Raw genomic sequence first — 20,497 nt, forward strand, 5'->3', positions numbered from 1 at the left:
GACCCGGCTTTTTAGTCAACCCGATCAGGGGCTGCGTATGCTCTTCCGGGCTTGCGCGCGGCTTTCAAGAGCGATACTTGGCAGCGCCCACGCGAACCCCCGCGCACGAGGGGGACGGGGAACGGGAGCGGGAACGAACCATGGTATGGAACGACAGGATCGAGGAACCCACGGTGACCGGTGCCGACGATTTCGGGCGTGAGGGTGCCGGCAGGCCGCCGTTCGAAGGGGACTTCCCGCCGGGACGGGGCGGCCCCTACGACGAGCCGACCACGGAGTTCAGCCGCCTGGTCTTCGACGACGACGGCCCGGACTTCCCGGCGCCGCGTCCGGGCGGTCCGGCCGGCGGCGGCCCCGCCGGTCCGGCCGGCCACCGCGGCCGCGATCCGCGGGAGAACCGCGACCAGCGCGAGGGCGGCGGCGGGGGCGGCGGCATCGGCGGCCCGGCGGGCGGTCCCGGCCAGGGTTTCCCCGAGCAGGGCGGGCGCCCCGGCCCCGGCGGGCCCGGTGCACCGCAGGGCTCGGATGCGGGAAACCGCCCGACCCGGCCGATCCGGCCGCGCCCCGGCGGGGCCCCCGGAGGTCCGGTGGTGCCGCCCGGTTCGGCGTTCCGCGACCAGGCCCCGCAGCGCGGCCCGGTGGACGGCCGCATGGACGGGCGCGTGGACGGCCGCGTGGACGGCCGCGTGGACGGCCGGGGGCAGCGCCCGGGCCCGCCGCCCGGCCGCGGCCCGCAGCCGCCCTCCGGCGGCCGGAATCAGGGTCCTGAAGCCCGCGGCTTCAGCCTGCCGCAGCAGCGCGACGCCAACGCCGACTCCGGTCCCACCACCCGCCGCTCCCCGGGCGCGCGCGGCGCCGAGGCGTTGCGCCAGGCCCAGCAGTTCGACGTCTTCCGCCGCGATCCGGTGGTGCCGCAGCAGACGTCCCCGGCCGACGGCAACGACTTCGACGAGGCCGCGGACCGCACCCCGCTGGCCCACGACGGCTTCCCGCAGGACGGCTTCCCCCAGGACGGCTTCCCGCAGGACGGCCGCGGCCAGGTGGACATCAGCGTCTTCGACGGCGGCGAGCCGGCCGAGCGCCCCGCCAGCTTCGACCTCCGGTCCCCGCTGCCCAACCCGGCGTCCTATGACCAGCCGACGGACATCATCCCGGCGATCGTCGACGAGCCCGGCCGGCCGCAGCGCGCCGACTCCTTCGGCCGCCGCCCGGGGAGGCAGAACGCTGATAACCGCGGCTACGGCGCCGCGCCCGCGTTCGGCGGCCCGCAGGGCGAGGAGGCCTACGACCAGGGCTTCGGGGACCAAGGCTTCGGGGACCAGGCCTTCGGGGACCAGGGCTTCGGGGACCAGGGCTTCCCGCCCGCCGCCGACGGGTTCGGGAATCAGGGTTTTCCGCCGGCCGGCGACGAGCAGCTCGCAGGCAACCAGGGCTTCCCGCCCGCCGCCGACGGGTTCGCGAACCAGGGTTTCCCGCCGCCCGGCGATGAGCAGCTCGCCGCCAACCAGGGCTTCCCGCCCGCCGCCGACGGGTTCGCGAACCAGGGCTTCCCGCCGCACGGCGGCGAGCAGGCCGAAGAAGACCAGGCCTTCAGCTTCCCGCCGCCGGTCCCGCCGCCCTTCGTCGGCCAGCAGCAGAACGCGCAGGCCCACGGTTTCGGCGGCGACGCCGGCCTCGACCCGGCGGCCACGTTCGGCGGCCCGATGCCGTTCCCGCAGCAGGCCGGCAGCGACCCGTCGTTCAACAGCCGCCCGGGGTTCCCGCCGGCCGCCGACGACGCCGGCTTCCCGCCCGCGGCCGAGGCCCCGAGCGGGCTCGGCGAGCTGCGGGCGTTCGGCCCGAACGGCGAGTCGCCGCTGGCCGGCCCGGTCTTCGGCCCGCCGGAGGGCGGTATGCCGTCGTTCGGCGACCGGCCGCTGACCGCCAACACCGGGCCCAACTACGGTCTTCCGCCGGGTGCCGAGGAGCAGGCCGCACCGGCCGCTCAAGCCGCCCCGGCCCCGCAGGCCGCACCGCTCGCCCAGCCCGCGGACTCGCCCTTCCCCGGCGCCCACTTCGACCCGCCGCGCTTCGAGCCCGCGCCCCCGGTCTTCGACGACCCGGCCGAGGGCGTCGAGTTCGCGCCCGGCGCGGAGTTCGCCCAGGGGGCCGAGTTCCCCGCGGGCGCCGAGTTCGCCGGCGGCACCGAGGACCCGGGCCCGGTCTTCGCCACTCCGACCGTGGCCATCACCCCGGCCGAGACGTTCGGCGACTACGCCGAGCCCGAGGCCGTGGGGGCGGCCGTGGGCGCGGTGGCCGCGGCGGCCGACGAGGAGGACGTCGACGACGCCGACGCCGAGCCGGAGATGCTCGTCCCGTGGGCGGCCCCGGCCGAGGCGGCTGAGGCGGCCGAAGTGGCCGGGGAGGAGGCCGCGGACCCGTACGACGAGGCCCTCGAGGCCTACGACGACGTGCCGCGCGTGCCGCCGTACGACGACGCCGAGCTGGCCGCCGTGCACCGCGTGATCCGCGAGCGCCGCGACGTCCGCTCCACCTTCCTCGCCGACCCGATCCCGGACGACGTCCTGCACCGGGTGCTGGAGGCCGCGCACACCGCGCCGAGCGTCGGCTTCTCGCAGCCCTGGGACTTCCTGGTGCTGCGCAGCCGGGAGACCCGCCAGGCGGTGCACGAGCTCGCCGCCCGCCAGCGCGACGCCTACTCGGCCTCGCTGCCGAAGGCGCGGCAGCGGGCGTTCAAGGACCTGAAGATCGAGGCCATCCTCGACACGCCGGTGAACATCGTCGTGACCTGCGACCCGACCCGCGGCGGCCGGCACACCCTGGGCCGTCACACCCAGCCGCAGATGGCCCCCTACAGCGCCGCCCTCGCGGTGGAGAACCTGTGGCTGGCCGCCCGGGCCGAGGGCCTGGGCGTGGGGTGGGTGTCGTTCTTCGACGAGCGCGAGCTGACCCGCACGCTGGACCTGCCGGACCACCTGGCCGTCGTCGCCTACCTGTGCGTCGGCTACGTCCGCGAGTTCCCGGAGGAGCCGGAGCTGTCCGGCGCCGGCTGGGCCAAGCGGCGCCCGCTGGCCTGGGCCGTGCACGACGAGCAGTACGGCCGCCGCGCGCTGCCCGGCAACAACCCGGTGTCGCTGCTGGACGAGACCCTGGCCGCGATCGCGCCGCTGGACGAGGCGGCGCGGACCGCCGCCCTGGCCCGGCAGGCGGCCATGACCAAGCCGGCCGGCTCGCTCGGCGTGCTGGAGGACGTCTCGGTGCAGCTCGCCGGGCTCGCCGGGGTGTGCCCGCCGCCGGTGCCCGAGCCGGCCGCGGTGGCGGTGTTCGCCGCCGACCACGGCGTGCACGCGCAGGGCGTCACGCCGTGGCCGCAGGAGGTCACCGCGCAGATGGTGCAGAACTTCCTGGCCGGCGGCGCGGTGGTGAACGCCTTCGCGCACCAGATCGGCGCCGAGGTGTGCGTCGTCGACGTCGGCGTCAACGCCGAGCTGCCGCAGCAGACCGGCCTGGTGCCGCGCAAGATCCGGTACGGCACCGCGGATCTGGCCGAGGGCCCGGCGATGAGCCGCGAGGAGGCGCTGGCCGCGCTCGAGGTCGGCGTCGAGACCGCGCGCGACCTGGTCGCCGCCGGCAACAAGGTGCTGCTGACCGGCGACATGGGCATCGCCAACACCACCGCCAGCGCCGCGCTGATCGCCGCGTTCACCGGCGCCTCGCCGACGCAGGTCACCGGGTACGGCACCGGGATAGACGAGCAGACCTACGCGCACAAGGTCGACGTGGTGCGCCGGGCGCTGGACCTGCACCGCCCGGACCCGGCCGACCCGCTGGGCGTGCTGGCCGCGGTCGGCGGCCTGGAGCACGCCGCGCTGGCCGGCTTCATCCTGGGCGCGGCCTCGCTGCGCACCCCGGTGATCCTGGACGGCGTGATCGCCGGCGCCGCGGCGCTGGTGGCGCAGGCCCTGGCCCCGGAGGCGACGGCGGCGATGGTGGCCGGGCACCGCTCGGCCGAGTCCGGGCACCAGCTCGCGCTGGAGGCGCTGGGCGTGGTCCCGCTGATCGATCTCGAATTGCGGTTGGGGGAGGGCAGCGGGGCGGTCCTGGCCCTACCTTTGGTCCAGGCGGCCGTGCGCGCGCTGCGGGACGTCGCCACCTTCGAGTCGGCGGGCGTGGCCGAGCGTGACGGTGAGGACGCCGCCGACCACTAGGCCGACGACCCTTCTCACGACCCCGGGAACCACCACAGATGAGCACCTACGCCGACTCCGCCCCCGTCTACCCGGCCGCGCTCCGGCTGGCCGGCCGGCGGGCGGTGGTGGTCGGCGGCGGCCCGGTCGCGCAGCGCCGCGTGCTGGGCCTGCTCGACGCCCGGGCCGAGGTGCTGGTGGTGGCCCCCGAGGCCACGCCGGCGATCGAGGCCCTGGCCGACGGCGGCGAGGTGCGCTGGGAGCGGCGGCCGTACCGGGACGGCGATCTGGCCGAGGCCTGGTACGCGATCGCCGCGGCCGACGACCCCGCGGTGAACGCCGCGGTGGCCCGTGAGGCCGAGGCGGGCCGGGTGTTCTGCTCGCGGGCCGACTCCGCCGAGGACTCCACCGCGTGGACTCCGGCGGTGGGCCGGCACGACGGTGTCACGGTCGCCGTGATCGGCGGCGGGGACCCGCGCCGCGCCGTGGACGTGCGCGACGGCGTGCTGGAGGGCCTGCGCGACGGGACCCTGGCGGCGCCGCACCACCGCGGGCGGACGCCGGGCGTGGTGCTGGTCGGCGGCGGCCCCGGCGACCCGGACCTGATCACCGTGCGCGGCCGGCGCCTGCTGGCCGAGGCCGACGTGGTGGTGGCCGACCGGCTCGGCCCGCGCGGGCTGCTGGACGAGCTGGCCGCCGACGTGGAGATCATCGACGCCTCCAAGATCCCCTACGGCCGCGCGCTGGCCCAGGAGGCCATCAACGAGGTGCTGATCGACCGGGCCAAGGCCGGCAAGTCCGTGGTGCGGCTCAAGGGCGGCGACCCGTTCGTCTTCGGCCGCGGTTTCGAGGAGGTGCTGGCCTGTGCCGAGGCCGGCGTCCCGTGCTCGGTGGTGCCCGGCATCACCAGCTCGGTCTCGGTCCCGGCGCTGGCCGGGATCCCGGTCACGCACCGCGGGGTCGCGCACGAGTTCACGGTGGTCTCCGGGCACGTGGCCCCGGACAACCCGAAGTCGCTCGTGGACTGGGCCGCGCTCGGGAGGATGACCGGCACGCTGGTGATCCTGATGGGCATCGAGCGGATAGGCGCGATCGCCGCGACCCTGATCGCCCACGGCCGCGATCCCGAGACGCCGGTCGCGGTGATCCAGGAGGGCACGATGCCCGGGGAGCGGCGGGTGCAGACCACGCTCGGGCTGATCGAGGCGGCGGTGGCCGAGGCCGCGATCCGGCCGCCGGCGATCGTGGTGGTCGGGCCGGTCGTCGGCCTGGCCTGAGCCCTTACAGAAAGCTTATTCACCGGCGGCTTATCAGCGGCGCGGTGTACTGGCGGCATGAGCCAGGACCACGACCCGCTCGACGCGACGCGGAAGTTCCAGCCGATCGATCCCTACAACATCGGCCCGGACACCGCCGGAGCGCCGCTGCCCGGCTATGAGGACGGCTACCGTCCGGAGCAGGCGGCCGAGTTCGGGCTGCCGGGGCCGGAGGGAGTGCCGCCCCGGCGGCCGCAAGGCCTGAAGCACCGTCTGGGCCGTCTCGGAGCGCCCAAGCTCGCCGCGCTGGGCGCCGGGCTGGTCATCGTGGTCGGGGGCGTGGCCTGGGGGGCGACGGCGCTGGCCTCGTCGAAGCCGTCCGGCGCCGCCCAGGCGCGGGCGCAGGACCAGAACCCGGCCGCCGGCGCACCGGCCGACGGGGCCGGGAAGAAGGTGAAGACCACCGCCAAGGCCGCCCGGATCAAGATCACCAAACTCGACGCCGGTTCGTTCACCGGCATCGAGGGCGGCAGGGCGAAGACGGTCACCGTGGTCTACGGCGACGACACCAAGTTCGGTACCAAGGCGCGTCCGCTGAGTGTGGACCAGCTGCAGGTCGGCATGACCGTGACCGTCGCCGGGACGCGGGCCGGTGACAAGATCACCGCGCTGCTGGTCGCCGTCCCGGGGAAGAAGGCCGACGCCCCGGCCACCGCCGACCCGTCCGCCGACCCGTCCGCCGACCCGTCCGCCGACCCGTCCGGTCCGGCCTCCAGTCCCGGCTCGAGCGCGGGGTCGACGATCTCGGACTGACAAAACTTGATATCTGTCAGCTGTCAGTCGTATCGTGGAGGCATGACGACGACTGACCGCCCCCGCCCGTTCCGCAAGCTCGGCCACACCGGGCCCGAAGTCTTCCCCCTCGGCCTCGGGGCCATGGGCATGTCCGCCCTCTACGGCCCCGCCGACCGCGACGAGTCCATCGCCACCGTGCACGCCGCCCTGGACGCCGGGGTCACCCTGATCGACACCGGCGACTTCTACGGGATGGGCGACAACGAGCTGCTGCTGGCCGACGCGTTGCGCGGCACCGACCGCGACCGCTACCGGCTCAGCGTCAAGTTCGGTGCCCAGCGCAGTCCGGACGGCGCCTTCATCGGCTTCGACGGCAGCCCGGCCGCGGTGAAGACCTCGCTGGCCTACTCGCTGCGCCGGCTCGGCGTCGACCACCTCGACGTCTACCGCCCGGCCCGCCTGGACCCGACTGTCCCGATCGAGGAGACCGTCGGCGCCATCGCCGAGATGGTGCAGGCCGGCTACGTCCGCCACATCGGCCTGTCCGAGGTCGGCGCCGACACGCTGCGGCGGGCCGCCGCCGTCCACCCGATCTCCGACCTGCAGATCGAGTACTCGCTGATCACCCGCGGCATCGAGGACGCGATCCTGCCCACCGCGCGGGAGCTGGGGATCGGCGTCACCGCCTACGGCGTGCTGTCCCGCGGCCTGATCAGCGGCCACTGGAGCAAGGACCGCTCGGGTGAGGGCGACTTCCGAGCCCACTCGCCGCGGTTCCAGGGCGCGAACCTGGACCACAACCTGGCCCTGGTCGAGACCCTGCGCGCGGTCGCCGAGCGCAAGGGCGCGACCGTGGCGCAGTTGGCGATCGCGTGGGTCGCGGCGCAGGGCGAGGACATCCTGCCGCTGGTCGGCGCGCGGCGCCGGGAGCGGCTGGCGGAGTCGCTGGGCTCGCTGGACGTCACCCTGACCGCCGACGACCTCGCCGAGATCGAGAAGGCCGTCCCGGCCGGCGCGGCCGCGGGCGACCGCTACGACGCCGGGCAGATGGCCCACCTGGACTCGGAGAAATAGAGTTCAGCGATGAGCACCCCTGGCACCCTGACTTCCGAGCGGATCCTGGAGGCGGCGGAGGAGACCCTGCGCCGCTTCGGCCCGGCCAAGACCACCGTGGTCGACGTCGCGCGCGCCCTCGGCGTCAGCCATGGTTCGGTGTACCGGCACTTCCCGACCAAGGCGGATCTGCGTGATGCCGTGGTCGACCGCTGGCTGCGGCGGATGCACCCGGCGCTGGCGGCGGTCGCCGACGGCGCCGGGAGCGCGCCGGAGCGGTTGCGGCTGCTGCTGTGGACGCTGGCGGAGACCAAGTGGACCCGGGCGCAGGACGATCCGGAGTTCTTCGCGGCGTTCGCCGAGCTCGCCGATGAGGCGCGGACGCCGGTGGTGGCGCACGTCGACTTCGTGGTGGCGCAGCTGACCAAGGTGATCACCGAGGGAGTGGCGCGCGGCGAGATCGCCTCGGACGACCCCGCGGCCACGGCGCGGGCGCTGTTCGACGCCACCGGCCGCTTCCATCACCCCTCGGCCCGCTCGGAGTGGGTGCGCCCGCGGATCGACGCGTCGTTCGAGGGCGTCTGGACGCTGCTCCGGAACGGCCTGCTGCCCCGCGGTTCCAGCTGACCGGGCGGCATGCGGCAGGATGGGGCGGCGTGGGAGAACTGATCGAAGTCACCGATCCCGCCGACCCGCGCCTGCACGACTACTCCGGCCTCACCGACGTCGAGCTGCGCAAGGTCCGCGAACCCGCCGAGGGCCTGTTCCTGGCCGAGGGCGAGAAGGTGATCCGCCGCGCCCTGGCCGCCGGCTACCCGATGCGCTCGATGCTGCTGTCCCCGAAGTGGGTCGAGCCGATGCGGGGGCTGATCGACGCGACGGCACCCGGCGTGCCGGTGTATGTGGGGGCGGAGCCGCTGCTGGAGGCGGTGACCGGTTTCCACGTCCACCGCGGCGCGTTGGCGTCGATGCAGCGGGTCCCGGTCCCGGACCCGGGTCCGCTGCTGGAGCGGGCCAAGCGGATCGTGGTGATGGAGGACATCGTCAACCACACCAACCTGGGGGCGATCTTCCGAAGCGCGGCGGCCCTCGGCATGGACGCGGCCCTGCTGACCCCCCGGTGCGCCGATCCGCTGTACCGGCGTTCGGTGCGGGTGTCGATGGGCACGGTCTTCGCGCTGCCGTACGCCCGCCTGGAGACCTGGCCCGGCGGCCTGCGGACCCTGGCCGACCACGGGTTCCGGACCATCGCGCTGACGCCGGGGCCGACCGCCGTGGACCTGCCGCAGCTGCGGTTCGGCCCGGAGGAGAAGGTGGCGCTGCTGCTGGGGACCGAGGGCGACGGTCTCTCGGACCAGGCCCTGGAGGCCGCGGACTTGCGGGTGCGGATCCCGATGGCGGCCGGGGTGGACTCGCTGAATGTGGCCGCCGCCGCCGCGGTGGCCTGCTACGCGATCGCCGCGGCGCCGGCGGAGTAGACCCCGGCGTTCTTCGCGCAGACACCGAGCGCCGGGAACCCCCTGCGGGTCGCCCGGCGCTTCGATGTCTTGTGGCTGCGCTACTCGCGGAGAACTCTCCGTCTTGCTGAGCCTTGCTGAGTCTTGCTGAAACGCTGTCCTGCACTCGCGGCGCTCAGGCCGCGACCTCGGTGCCCTCCCTGGACGCCTGGGCCTGCGCCTCGGCGAAGCCGCGGTCGCGCTGGGTCCCGATCCGGATCGGCACCACCACCGGGGCACGGCCGGAGGTCGCGCCGCGCCGGCGCCGGCCCTCCTCGGCCCGCTCCAGTTCGGTCAGACCGCCCCAGATGCCGAACTGCTCCGGCAGCGCCAGCGCGTGCTCCAGGCACTGCTGCCGCACCGGGCACTCCTCGCACACGCGCTTGGCCGCCGCTTCACGCTTCTCCCGTTCGCGGATCCGTTCCGAGTCCGGCGCGAAGAACACCGTCGCGTCTCCGGACTGGCACAGTCCCCGTTCCTGCCACCCGAGCTTCAGCTCGGCGATCGGCGGGATGCGAGCCGCCGTCCGAGCCGATGACGAGCGGGCCGGTATCGGTCCGACGGCCCCTCGTATCGTGGTCTGCTGAGCCATTGTTCCGGCTCACCCCCTCCATAACTCTCCCGCGCACCTGCCGTGTCCCACCCGGCACGGCCACCGCTCCCTAGCTGGAGCCGTACAGCGGCAATACCGGGCTACGGGTGTAACGGATCACGGGCGTCCAGTGTTCCCGGGAATCGAGGCGGAATATTCTCAGCTCGTTTCGATGGAGGCCCTGAGGATTGCATGCGTGACTGCACCGGCGGTGCAGATCGGGTCGGGTCTGGGTATGGCGTTCAGGGGCGATATGTGAGGTATTCGGTATAGATCGAGAGAAGGGTCGTTTTGCAGTGGATCTCAGACTTCACCAAAACGACGCCTTCCATTCACCGGACCGCCGTGCCGACATCCCGCCACCCCGTCGCCGACCCGTCGCCGATCCCCGCCAACCCTCCGCCACCAGAAACCACCCTGCCGCCCCACCCTGTGTCCGCCCGCTTCGCCCCTACTCCATCCGAGTACTCACTTGCTGACCCCGCGTCATCGCCCCCGCTGACACCCCGCGACCGGGCTCTGACCCTCGGTATCCTCGGGGTTTCCCGTCTAAGGGCCTTGGCGCTCCACCCGTCCCACCTCAGGGGTCCCTGTTTTCGCAGCTATTCGCCATAGTCCTTTCGGGTGGTTGTACTACCATTGCAGGCTTGTTCGGGTCTAACGTCTGAACCAGCCCCCTGCGACGGCCGGCCCCCGGGTCGCCGTCGCCCCGGGCTGCGGTCGGCGCGGGGCCGTCCGCCGTAGCGCAAGGACCGAAGGGTTCTGCCATGCAGGTGGATTCAGGCTCCTCCCCGGGAAGAAAGCCGGCGGGTAACACCGCTCTGAAAGCTTTGCGGCTGTCCAGACACTGGACGCAGGCGGAATTCGCCGCGGAGTTCGAGAAAGCCTCCCGCGGGCTTGGTAAGGTGCTGTCACTCTCGGTCCGGCAGGTCCGCCGGTGGGAGAGCGAGGATCCGCCGTGTCCGCTGCCTGCGTACCAGCGGGTCCTGGAAGAGGTCTTCGGCGTCTCCGTCGCGCAGATGGGGTTCCAGGTCGGATGGTCGGTGCCGTGGGCGCCGCGGCCGGAACCGTCACAGCCACCGATCGCCGCCACTGGGCGCGCTCCGGAGCCGGGGCCCGAGGACGGCGGGGGAGCTGGGGGAGCCTCGCAACACGGACGGATGGCAGGGCTGTGCCGCACGCGGCCCGCCGACCGATCTGGAGGGCACGACCCAGTGAAGCGCCGAGAATTCGTCACCAGCGCGGCCGCCGCGCTGACCGTCGCGGGGGCGGGTGAGACCACCGCGTACGGGGCCGAGGCCGCCGACCGGCTCCCGACCGCGTCCGACCCGGCCGGGCGGGCGGTCCCGTTCGACCGGCAGATGGTCGACGGCTATGAATTCATCACCAGCCAGCAGCGATCGCTCTACTACACCGTCCCGCCGGCCCGCATGTACTCCCCGGCGGTGGCGCACGCCCAGCTCGGGGCGGCGCTGCTGGGCGGCACCGGCCCGCAGGCCCAGCGGGCCCGGCTGGCCGGCTCGCTCGCCGAGGCCTCGCTGCTGGCCGCCCGGCTGGCGTTCTTCGACCTGAAACGGGCCGATCCGGCGCGCCTGCACTACCGCAACGCCCTGGTCGCCGCCCGCGAGGCCGACGACCACCAGCTCGGTTCGGCGATTCTGGCGCACCTGGCCTTCATCCCGGCCTTCGACGGCAAGGCCGGCGAGTCCCGGGACCTGATGCGCGCCGCCTACGCGCACGCCGCCCGCGGTGTCAGCGCCGTGCAGCGCTCCTGGCTGCACGCCGTCGACGCCGAGATCGAGGCGCGCCTGGGCGACCACAAGCGCGCGGTCGACCTGATCGGCCGGGCGGAGGAGGCCCTGTCCGACGCCGACCGCTCCAGCGTCCCGGACCCGGAGTGGCTGGACTACTTCGACGCCACGCGCCTGAACGGCTTCAAGGGCTTCTGTCACATCAACGGCGGCAGCCCCGAACTGGCCTCGGAGGCGCTGCTCTGCTCGCTGATGGCGCTGAAGCCCGCCGAGGCCAAGCAGCGCACCATCGTGCTGGCCGACATGGCCGACATCCACGTGCGCACCAAGGAGATCGAGGCCGCCTGCGCCACCCTGGAGCGGGCCCTGGTGAACCTGGACAAGCACTGGTACGGCATCGGCTGGGACCGCATCTACAACGTGCGCCGCAAGATGGACACCTACGACGACACCAAGTACGTCCGGGAACTGGACATGCGCATGAACTCGTCGTGGGGTGCCACGATGCGGTTGGCGACCTGAAGCTGGTTCTCGTAGCAGGGGTCCGCCGCCATGATGGCCTTATGGCTATCCGGCGGACCCCTCTTCTCATGGCTGCGGCAGTGCTGGCGCTCGGTGGGTGCGGCTCCGGTTCCGGCGGAGGCGGTAAGGCCCCGGCCGAGGTGCGCACGGCGGCGAAGCCGGCGACGCCGGTAACGCCGGTAACGCTGCCGAAGCCGGACCACGTCGTCGTGGTGCTGTTCGAGAACAAGGAGGACAAGCAGGTCCACGGGAGCTCCACGGCGCCGTACTTCAACGCGCTCGCCGCCCGCGGGGCGACGTTCACGAACTCGACCGGTGTGACCCACCCTAGCCAGCCGAACTACCTGGCCCTGTTCTCCGGCTCGACCCAGGGCGTGTCCGGGGACGACTGCTTGTCAGCGGGCAAGTTCGCCGGCCCGGACCTCGGTGGCGAGCTGATCGCGGCCGGCAAGACCTTCGCCGGCTACTCCGAGTCCATGCCCTCGGACGGGTTCACCGCCTGCACCGGCAAGGGCCCCGGCGGCGACTACGCCTCCAAACACAACCCCTGGCGCGACTTCAGCGACGTGCCCGCCGCCGACAACCGCACGTTCGCGGCCTTCCCGCAGGACTTCTCGCAGCTTCCCACGGTCTCGTTCGTCGTCCCGAACATGTGCGACGACATGCACGACTGCGGCGTGGCGACCGGCGACGCCTGGCTGAAGGCCGGCCTGGGCGCCTACGCCGACTGGGCACCCGCTCACAACAGCCTCCTCGTCGTCACGTTCGACGAGGACGACTTCACCGAGGCCAACGTCATCCCCACGATCATCGTCGGAGCCGGAGTGAAGCCCGGCCCGACGGCGCAGCACATCGACCACTACGCGATGCTCCGCACGCTGGAGGACCTGTACGGGCTCCCGCACGCGGGCGCGAGTGCCCAGGCCGCGCCGATCACCGGGATCTGGACGACAGGGTCCTGATCCGTTAGCGTCCGTCCGTGTCAGAGATGATCGACGAGAACGCCGGCGGCCGGGTGGTCGTCGTCGGGGCCGGTCCGACCGGGCTGCTGCTCGCGGGTGACCTGGCGGAGGCCGGCGTGCCGGTCACGCTCGTGGAGCGCCGCCACGCGGGCCGGTCCAACCTGAGCCGCGCGCTGGTCGTGCACGCCACCACCCTGGAGGCCTTCGACGCCCGCGGCATCGCGGACGACCTGATCGCCAAGGGAGCCCCGGTCCAGGCGCTGCGCCTGTTCGACACGGCCGTGGTGGACGTCTCCGAACTGCCGACGCCCTACCCCTACCTGCTGGTGGTCCCGCAGTACGAGACCGAAGCCGTGCTCCAGGCGCGGCTGGACCGGCTCGGCGTCGTCACCCGCCACGAGACCGAGGTGGTGGGCCTGCGCCAGGACGCCGACGGCGTCGCGCTCACCGTGCGGGACGCCGACGGCACCCGCGAGGAGCGCGCCGCCTACGTCGTCGGCACCGACGGGCACGACAGCTCGATCCGCCGCCTGCTCGGCGTGGAGTTCCCCGGCCACACCGTCGTCGCCTCGGTGATGCTGGTCGACGCCGTGCTGGCGGACCCGCCGAGCCTGCGGATCGCCACCAACACCGACGGCGACAAGTTCGCCTTCGTCGCCCCGTTCAAGGACGGCTACCACCGGATCATCGCCTGGGACCAGTCCCACCCCAAGGCCGAGAGCGAGCCGGTGGACCTCGACGAGGTCCGCGCCGTCCTGCACGCCACCCTGGGCACCGACTTCGGGATGGGCGAGCCCCGCTGGTCCAGCCGCTTCCACAGCGACGAGCGCCAGGCCGAGCACTACCGCGCCGGCCGGGTCTTCCTGGCCGGCGACGCCGCCCACACCCACAGCCCGGCCGGCGGCCAGGGCATGAACACCGGCCTGCTGGACGCCGCGAACCTGTCCTGGAAACTGGCCGCGGTCCTGCGCGGCCGCGCGGGCGACGCCCTGCTCGACACCTACGAGTCCGAGCGCTACCCGGTCGGCACCGCCGTGATCAAGGGCTCGGGCCGGCTGCTGCGCGCGGCGCAGATCAAGGCGACCCCGGCCCGCAAGCTCCGCAACCTGGCGATGCACTTCGCACTGCAACGACCCTTGGTCAACCGGCGCATCGGGTTCGCGCTGTCCGGACTCTGGGTCAGGTACGCCGCCCCGGCCGGCGCCCACGAACTGACCGGCCACCGGGCCGGCGACGTGCCGCTCACCGGCAGCCCGTCCCGGCTGTTCGAAGCACTGCGCGGCGGCGGCTTCGTGCTGCTGGCACCGACGGAGCTGCACGAGCCGGCGGCCGAGGCCGGGGTGCGGACCGCGGTCCCGGCCGACGGGGGACCGGTGCGCCTCATTCGGCCCGACGGCTACATCGCCTGGGCGGCGGACACGCCCGGCGCCGAGGAGGTCGCGCTGGCGATCAGGGCTTCCGGAGCCTGAGCCGGATCTCCGCGTCGGCGTCTCCGCCAGGACTTTGGTGCAGCAGGTCACTTCCACGCGGCGATAGCGAAAGCGGTGGGGAGGCCCCTCGTCAGGGCCTCCCCACCGCTTTCGTTCAGAGCACCGCTTTCGTTCAAAGCGGTGCTACCGCACTACGACACCAGCACGCCGTCGTCCGCGGCGCGCGCCGCCTCGAGCGTGCCGCCGTCCGGCTCGGGAGCCGAGGACAGCTTGCTCGGCCACCACATGCGCTTGCCGATGTCCAGCGTCAGCGCGGTGACCAGCACCGAGCGGACGATCAGGGTGTCGAGCAGCACGCCGAGCGCCACCGCGAAGCCGAGCTCCGCGGCGAAGGTGATGGTCAGCGTGCCCAGGACCCCGAAGGTGCTCGCGAGCACCAGGCCGGCCCAGGTGATGACGCCGCCGGTGGCCGCCAGGCCGATCAGCGCGCCCCGCCGGGTGCCGTTCCTGACGGCTTCCTCGCGGATCCGGGTCATCAGGAAGATGTTGTAGTCGACGCCCAGTGCCACCAGGAACACGAACACGATCAGTGGGAACGAGTTGTCCTCGCCGCCCAGGCCGAACGGTCCGTGGAACATCAGGGCACTGATGCCAAGTGAGGCGCCGAAGGACAGCACCACCGTCAACATCAGCAGCAGCGGCGCCAGCACTGCTCGCAACAGCAGGGCCAGGATCACGAACACGACGAGGAGGATCACCGGGATCAGCGTCTTGTCGTCGTGGGACGCCGCCGTGGCGGAGTCCTTCGCCATCGCGGCCCAGCCGCCGACGTGGGCATCGGCACCGGGCACCGAGTGCACCGCGGCGCGCACCGCCATGGCGGTGTCCCGCCCGGCCGGCGAGTCGGACGGAGCCGTCGTGGTGGCCTGCAGCAGCCCGATACCGTCCTTGACGTCCGGCAGGCCCTGCGGCGGGGTGACGCTGCCGGTCACGATGCCCGGCACGCTCTGGATCTTGCCGGCCACCTCGTCCCGCGCGGCGCGGTTCATGGTGACGTAGATCGGGTTGCCGGTGCCGCCGAGCCCGTTGTCCTGCAGGATCTGAGCGCCGACCACCGAGTCCGGCTTGTCGGTGAAGCTCTCCGCCCCGTTCAACGGGTGCAGCTTCAGCGAGCTCAGGCCCACCGCGCACACCGCGAGGATCAGGGTGGTGCCGACCCAGACGGCGCGCGGCCGCTTGGCCACCCGCCGGCCCATGCGCGCCCACACGCCGGACGCGGTCGGCTCGACCGAGCCGAACGACGGCTTGACCGGCCAGAACACCCAGCGGCCCAGGATCACCAGCAGCGCGGGGAACAGCGTGGTCATCGCGATCAGCGAGAAGCCGACGGCGACCGCCGAGACCGGGCCCAGGCCCTTGGTCGAGTTCATCTCGGCCAGCAGCAGGCACAGCATGCTGACGGCGACCGTCGCGGAGCTGGCGAACACCGCCGGACCCGCGCGGTGGATCGCGTGGGCCATCGCCTCGTGCCGGTCCTCGTAGCGCCGCAGTTCCTCGCGGTAGCGCGCGAGGATCAGCATGGCGTAGTCGACGCCGGCGCCGACCGCGAGGACCGGGAGCACGAAGGCGCTCCAGCCGTTGACGGTCAGGCCCGCGTGCTTGGCCAGCAGGTAGACCATGCCCGAGGCGCCGGTGTAGGCGAAGGCCACCGAGAAGATCGGCAGGATCCACAGCACCGGGCTGCGGTAGGCCAGCAGCAGGATGAGGATGACGACGCCGAAGGTGACGTATGTCAGGGCGCCGTCGACCTTCTTGAACGACTTCATCGAGTCCGCGGCGTTACCGGCTGCTCCGGTGACGTGCACCTTGAGTCCGGCCGGCGGGGTGCCGATCTCGTCGTTGATCGCCGTCACCACGTCGCCGAGCTTGTTCCAGCCGGCCGTCCCGGGATCGATGGGGATGTTCAGGACCGCGAGCGACTTGGGCGCCGGGATCTCCTGGACGCCGGAGGCGACCACCGTGGAGAACTTGTAGGCCCAGGTCTTCTTCTCGTCGACGGTCGGGTTCTTCTTGTCCTTGAACGTGGCGTTCGCCGGGTCGGTCAGCTTGGCCTTGAGGCCGTCGACGATCTTCTTGTCGTCGTCGGTCAGGCCGCCGTCCCGCTGGAACACCACCAGGCCCGGGAAGATCGGCGGCTGGAACTTCTGCTCCTGTACGACTTCCTTGGTGGAGTCCGCCGACTTGGGGAGCCAGGCCCCGATGTCGTTCTTCTGGACGTCGTTGATCTTGCCGGCGAGCGGCCCGAGGCCGGCCAGCAGGATGATCCACAGGACGAGGACCACCCATTTGGATTTGCGTCCGGAGACGAAGCGGGCGAACCCGCCCGGCTCCGACTCTGCGTTGGTCAACGCATTACCACTCACGAAAGAGCCCCCTCAGGCTATCGCGACCTTTGTCCGCGGACTGTCCCCCAGTGGATGCGGGTCCGGAACACGGACTCGTTACCCTCCTATTGTGACACGCGATACAACGCGTTTTGGCAACGGGGTGGCGAACTCTGATACCGCGTTGGTGACGAGGGAAGTTCCGTATCGGTATACGGATAACGGGTGAAAAGGTGAGAAATGATGCTCAATGACACCTTCACTGACGACGACGCAGCCGAGCTGTACGACGTGGAGAACCCGTGGGACCGCGTCGGGTTCCCGCACGACCGGTTCTTCTCGGACGCGGTGGCGGGCGCCGAGTCCGTGCTGGACGTGGGGTGCGGGACGGGCAGCATGCTGCACGTCGCCCGGGACGAGGGGCACGCCGGGCGATTGGTCGGCGTGGATCCGGATGCGGCGATGCTGAAGCGGGCCCGGCGACGCGACGATGTCGAGTGGGTGCTGGGGACGGCGGCCGGTCTCCGGTACGACGGCGAGTTCGCCCTCGCCACCATGGCCAGCAACGCGTTCCAGTGCCTGGCCGACGAGGACGACCTCCGCGATTCGCTGGTCGCGATCCGCCGGGCGTTGCGGGCCGGGGGTGGTTTCGTCTTCGGCACGCGGCATCTGTGGGCCCGCGCGTGGGAGGACTGGAATCCGGCCGACGGCGGGACCGTGACCTTGCCTGACGGACGGTCGCTCCGCGGTTGGCACGAGGTGGAGCGGGTGGAGGGTCCTCTGGTGACGTTCAGCGAGACCGTCGCCCGTCCGGACGGCACGCCGCTGCGGGTCTCCCGGACGACGCTGCGGTTCCACGTGCCGGAGACGCTGAACGGGTTCCTGCGGGATGCCGGGTTCGCCGTCGAGCACCAGTTCGGGGATTGGGGGCGGGGCCCGTTGACGGCGGGGAGCCGGGAAATCATCACGATCGCACGCGCCCAATAAGATGCTCATAGCAGTCCCGGAAACGATCGTCGAACAGCGAAGGACCACGCATATGACCGACAACGGCGCCCCCGTCGAGCGGACGCTCGTCCTGCTCAAGCCCGACGCCGTGGCCCGCGGGATGATGGGGCGGGTCCTGACCCGGTTCGAGGACGCGCTGCTGAAGGTGGTCGGCTCGAAGATGGTCTGGATGGACGCGGACCTGACCCGCAAGCACTACTTCGACCTGGAGGAGCGCTTCGGCGCCGGGGTCTACAACGCGACCGCGACGTTCATGCAGTCCGGGCCGGTGCTGGCGCTGGTGCTGGAGGGCATCGACGCGGTGCGGACCGTCCGCAAGATCGTCGGCTCCACCTACCCGAACGAGGCCGCGCCCGGCACCATCCGCGGCGACTTCGCGCACCAGAACAAGGCGTACGCGACCGAGAAGGGCATCGCGGTGGCGAACCTGGTGCACGCCTCGGGGAACGTGGACGAGGCGAAGCAGGAAGTCGCGCTCTGGTTCACGGCCGAAGAACTCTTCGAGTACTCCACGGTGGCCGAGAAGTTCGTGCTCTAGGGCCTAGGATCGCTCTCGCGAGTTAGCAGCTCTTCACCTGGCGGGAGTACCACGCGTGGCAGCGACAGCAGCGTCCATCCACCTGCGCATCGCCGAGGAGCTCGGCGTCGCCGACCGGCAAGTACGGGCGGCGGTCGAGCTCCTGGACGGCGGTGCGACCGTGCCGTTCGTCGCGCGGTACCGCAAGGAGGTGACGGAGGGGCTCGACGACGCGCAGCTGCGCACACTGGAGGAGCGCCTGCGTTACCTGCGGGAGCTGGAGGAGCGCCGGGAGGCGATCCTGGAGTCCATCCGGAGCCAGGGGAAGCTGGACGACGCGCTCGAAGCGCAGATTCTGGCCGCCGACTCGAAGTCGCGGCTCGAGGACATCTACCTCCCCTACAAGCCCAAGCGGCGCACCAAGGCGATGATCGCCCGCGAGGCCGGGCTGGAGCCGCTGGCCGACGCGTTGCTCGGCGACAGCACCTTGGACCCGACCGCCACCGCCGCCGCCTACGTGGATGCCGAGAAGGGCGTCGCGGACGCCGCGGCGGCGCTGGACGGAGCGCGCTCGATCCTGGTCGAGCGGTTCGGTGAGGACGCCGACCTGATCGGGGCGCTGCGCGAGCGGATGTGGAGCAGCGGCCGGCTCACCTCCAAGGTCCGCGAGGGCAAGGAGGAGGCCGGCGCGAAGTTCGCCGACTACTTCGACTTCGCCGAGCCGTTCACGGCGCTGCCGTCGCACCGGATTCTGGCCCTGCTGCGGGGCGAGAAGGAGGAGATGCTCGACCTCACCTTCGACCCCGAGCCGGAGGACCCGGAGCCCGGCGCGCCGGTCACGCAGAGCGGTTACGAGGTCCGCATCGCCAAGAACTTCGGCATCCCGTCGCCGACGGCGGCCGGCGCGGGCGTGAAGTGGCTGAACGACACGGTCCGGTGGGCCTGGCGGACGCGGATCCTGGTGCGGCTGGCAGTGGACGTGCGCATGCAGCTGTGGACGCTGGCCGAGGACGAGGCGGTGCGGGTGTTCGCCGCGAACCTCCGCGACCTGCTGTTGGCCGCGCCGGCCGGCACCCGCGCCACGATGGGGCTGGACCCCGGCTACCGGACCGGGGTGAAGGTCGCGGTGGTGGACGCCACCGGGAAGGTGGTCGCGACCGACACCATCTACCCGCACGTTCCGCACAACAAGTGGGCCGAGTCGCTGGCGAAGCTGGCCTCGCTCGCGAAGGTGCACAAGGTCGAGCTGATCGCGATCGGGAACGGCACCGCTTCGCGCGAGACCGACAAGCTGGCTTCGGAGCTCGTGGCGGGGATGCCGGAGCTGAAGCTGACGAAGATCGTGGTGTCCGAGGCCGGCGCGTCGGTGTACTCGGCGTCGGCGTTCGCCTCGCAGGAGCTGCCGTCGCTGGACGTGTCGCTGCGGGGCGCGGTGTCGATCGCGCGGCGGTTGCAGGACCCGCTGGCCGAGCTGGTGAAGATCGACCCCAAGAGCATCGGCGTCGGGCAGTACCAGCACGACCTCGCCGAGGGCAAGCTGTCGCGGTCGCTGGACGCGGTGGTCGAGGACTGCGTGAACGCGGTGGGGGTGGACGTGAACACCGCGTCGGCTCCGCTGCTGACGCGGGTGTCGGGGATCGGGTCGTCGCTGGCGGACAACATCGTCGCCTACCGCGACGCGAACGGGCCGTTCGCGACGCGCACCGCGATCAAGGACGTGCCGCGGCTGGGGGCGAAGGCGTTCGAGCAGTGCGCGGGCTTCCTGCGGATCCCCGGTGGCGACGACCCGCTGGACGCGTCGTCGGTGCACCCCGAGGCCTACCCGGTCGTCCGGCGGATCCTGGCCGCGACCGGCGCCGGGATCAAGGAGCTGATCGGCGACACCAAGACGCTGCGCGGGCTGAAGCCGGCGGAGTTCGCCGACGACACCTTCGGCGTCCCGACGGTGACGGACATCCTGGCCGAACTGGAGAAGCCCGGGCGCGACCCCCGGCCGGCGTTCAAGACGGCGACCTTCAAGGAGGGCGTCGAGAAGATCGGCGACCTCAAGCAGGGGATGATCCTGGAGGGCGTGGTCACGAACGTCGCCGCGTTCGGCGCGTTCGTCGACGTCGGCGTGCACCAGGACGGACTGGTCCACATCTCGGCGCTGTCGAAGACGTTCGTCAAGGACCCGCGCGACGTGGTCAAGCCCGGCGACGTGGTGCGCGTGAAGGTGCTGGACGTGGACGTCGCCCGCAAGCGCATCGCTCTGACGCTGCGGCTGGACGACGAGGCCGGCAGCGGTGGCGGCGGCGCGGGCGGGCCCGGGCGGCAGCGACAGTCGGGGGAGAACGGCGGCGGGGGCGGCGGTGGCCGTGGCCGCGACGGACGTGACGGTCGTGACGGCCGCGGTGGCGGTGGCGGCGGCGGAGACCGGCGCGGCGGCCAGGGCGGCGGTGGCCGTGGTGGCGACCGACGCGGCGGGAGCGAGCCGCAGGGGGCGCTCGCGGACGCGTTGAGGCGCGCCGGTCTGGCGTGAGGATGGAGCGAGAGCCCGTCGCA

General features: G+C 72.5%; 14 protein-coding genes. 12 read left to right on the forward strand and 2 right to left on the reverse strand.

Annotation, left to right across the window (positions count from 1 at the left end; genetic code table 11):
- The first annotated feature begins 140 nt into the window (after window positions 1-140).
- From cobT to ABD466_RS04490, 6 genes are read left to right on the forward strand one after another with little or no spacing between them, the layout of a single operon-like run.
- A complete protein-coding gene (gene cobT / locus ABD466_RS04465; protein ID WP_344655622.1) occupies window positions 141-4,208 on the forward strand; it encodes a nicotinate-nucleotide--dimethylbenzimidazole phosphoribosyltransferase in 4,068 nt (1,355 codons plus the stop codon).
- Window positions 4,209-4,246: 38 nt separating this feature from the next.
- Window positions 4,247-5,464, forward strand: coding sequence for a uroporphyrinogen-III C-methyltransferase (cobA, locus tag ABD466_RS04470; RefSeq protein WP_344655623.1), 1,218 nt, complete (start codon window positions 4,247-4,249; stop codon window positions 5,462-5,464).
- A 57-nt stretch (window positions 5,465-5,521) separates the two neighbouring features.
- On the forward strand, window positions 5,522-6,256 hold the full coding sequence (locus ABD466_RS04475; protein WP_344655624.1) for a hypothetical protein: 735 nt from the start codon (window positions 5,522-5,524) through the stop codon (window positions 6,254-6,256).
- A gap of 42 nt (window positions 6,257-6,298) precedes the next feature.
- Window positions 6,299-7,312 (forward strand): aldo/keto reductase, encoded by a 1,014-nt coding sequence (locus ABD466_RS04480; RefSeq protein ID WP_344655625.1) that lies wholly within the window; start codon window positions 6,299-6,301, stop codon window positions 7,310-7,312.
- A 9-nt stretch (window positions 7,313-7,321) separates the two neighbouring features.
- Window positions 7,322-7,918 (forward strand): TetR/AcrR family transcriptional regulator, encoded by a 597-nt coding sequence (locus ABD466_RS04485; RefSeq protein ID WP_344655626.1) that lies wholly within the window; start codon window positions 7,322-7,324, stop codon window positions 7,916-7,918.
- A 29-nt stretch (window positions 7,919-7,947) separates the two neighbouring features.
- Window positions 7,948-8,769 carry a TrmH family RNA methyltransferase gene (locus ABD466_RS04490; RefSeq protein WP_344655627.1) on the forward strand — a complete coding sequence of 274 codons (822 nt, stop codon included), beginning with the start codon at window positions 7,948-7,950 and terminating at the stop codon, window positions 8,767-8,769.
- 154 nt (window positions 8,770-8,923) lie between these two features.
- On the opposite strand, the gene ABD466_RS04495 is transcribed toward ABD466_RS04490, so the two are convergent.
- Complete coding sequence (locus ABD466_RS04495; RefSeq protein ID WP_344655628.1) at window positions 8,924-9,379, reverse strand: WhiB family transcriptional regulator; 456 nt, start codon at window positions 9,377-9,379, stop codon at window positions 8,924-8,926.
- A gap of 767 nt (window positions 9,380-10,146) precedes the next feature.
- Here ABD466_RS04495 and ABD466_RS04500 point away from each other — a divergent pair.
- From ABD466_RS04500 to ABD466_RS04510, 3 genes are all read left to right on the forward strand, one after another.
- Window positions 10,147-11,652: a helix-turn-helix domain-containing protein gene (locus ABD466_RS04500; protein ID WP_486334153.1), complete on the forward strand. Its 1,506-nt coding sequence runs from the start codon at window positions 10,147-10,149 to the stop codon at window positions 11,650-11,652.
- Window positions 11,653-11,720: 68 nt separating this feature from the next.
- Window positions 11,721-12,614, forward strand: coding sequence for an alkaline phosphatase family protein (locus ABD466_RS04505; protein WP_344655630.1), 894 nt, complete (start codon window positions 11,721-11,723; stop codon window positions 12,612-12,614).
- A gap of 26 nt (window positions 12,615-12,640) precedes the next feature.
- Window positions 12,641-14,083 (forward strand): FAD-dependent monooxygenase, encoded by a 1,443-nt coding sequence (locus ABD466_RS04510; protein ID WP_344655748.1) that lies wholly within the window; start codon window positions 12,641-12,643, stop codon window positions 14,081-14,083.
- 152 nt (window positions 14,084-14,235) lie between these two features.
- Here ABD466_RS04510 and ABD466_RS04515 read toward each other — a convergent pair whose 3' ends face one another.
- Window positions 14,236-16,452 (reverse strand): MMPL family transporter, encoded by a 2,217-nt coding sequence (locus ABD466_RS04515; RefSeq protein WP_344655631.1) that lies wholly within the window; start codon window positions 16,450-16,452, stop codon window positions 14,236-14,238.
- Between the two features lie 219 nt (window positions 16,453-16,671).
- On the opposite strand from ABD466_RS04515, the gene ABD466_RS04520 reads away from it, so the two are divergent.
- From ABD466_RS04520 to ABD466_RS04530, 3 genes are read left to right on the forward strand one after another with little or no spacing between them, the layout of a single operon-like run.
- The gene (locus ABD466_RS04520; protein WP_344655632.1) at window positions 16,672-17,415 is read left to right on the forward strand and encodes a class I SAM-dependent methyltransferase; all 744 of its coding nucleotides are present in this window, start codon (window positions 16,672-16,674) and stop codon (window positions 17,413-17,415) included.
- A 52-nt stretch (window positions 17,416-17,467) separates the two neighbouring features.
- Window positions 17,468-17,974 carry a nucleoside-diphosphate kinase gene (locus ABD466_RS04525; protein ID WP_344655633.1) on the forward strand — a complete coding sequence of 169 codons (507 nt, stop codon included), beginning with the start codon at window positions 17,468-17,470 and terminating at the stop codon, window positions 17,972-17,974.
- Between the two features lie 55 nt (window positions 17,975-18,029).
- Window positions 18,030-20,474 carry a Tex family protein gene (locus ABD466_RS04530; RefSeq protein WP_344655634.1) on the forward strand — a complete coding sequence of 815 codons (2,445 nt, stop codon included), beginning with the start codon at window positions 18,030-18,032 and terminating at the stop codon, window positions 20,472-20,474.
- The last annotated feature ends 23 nt before the right edge of the window (window positions 20,475-20,497 follow it).

Source organism: Catenulispora subtropica, from assembly GCF_039531675.1.
Classification (GTDB): domain Bacteria; phylum Actinomycetota; class Actinomycetes; order Streptomycetales; family Catenulisporaceae; genus Catenulispora; species Catenulispora subtropica.

Excerpts from the sequence above, each read along its gene's own strand:
- ABD466_RS04480 (WP_344655625.1), top strand. The coding sequence starts at position 6,299 with ATGACGACGACTGACCGCCCCCGCCCGTTCCGCAAGCTCGGCCACACC.
- ABD466_RS04520 (WP_344655632.1), top strand. The coding sequence starts at position 16,672 with ATGCTCAATGACACCTTCACTGACGACGACGCAGCCGAGCTGTACGAC.
- ABD466_RS04525 (WP_344655633.1), top strand. The coding sequence starts at position 17,468 with ATGACCGACAACGGCGCCCCCGTCGAGCGGACGCTCGTCCTGCTCAAG.
- ABD466_RS04505 (WP_344655630.1), top strand. The coding sequence starts at position 11,721 with ATGGCTGCGGCAGTGCTGGCGCTCGGTGGGTGCGGCTCCGGTTCCGGC.
- ABD466_RS04510 (WP_344655748.1), top strand. The coding sequence starts at position 12,641 with ATGATCGACGAGAACGCCGGCGGCCGGGTGGTCGTCGTCGGGGCCGGT.
- cobA (WP_344655623.1), top strand. The coding sequence starts at position 4,247 with ATGAGCACCTACGCCGACTCCGCCCCCGTCTACCCGGCCGCGCTCCGG.
- ABD466_RS04475 (WP_344655624.1), top strand. The coding sequence starts at position 5,522 with ATGAGCCAGGACCACGACCCGCTCGACGCGACGCGGAAGTTCCAGCCG.
- ABD466_RS04495 (WP_344655628.1), bottom strand. The coding sequence starts at position 9,379 with ATGGCTCAGCAGACCACGATACGAGGGGCCGTCGGACCGATACCGGCC.
- ABD466_RS04485 (WP_344655626.1), top strand. The coding sequence starts at position 7,322 with ATGAGCACCCCTGGCACCCTGACTTCCGAGCGGATCCTGGAGGCGGCG.
- cobT (WP_344655622.1), top strand. The coding sequence starts at position 141 with ATGGTATGGAACGACAGGATCGAGGAACCCACGGTGACCGGTGCCGAC.
- ABD466_RS04500 (WP_486334153.1), top strand. The coding sequence starts at position 10,147 with ATGCAGGTGGATTCAGGCTCCTCCCCGGGAAGAAAGCCGGCGGGTAAC.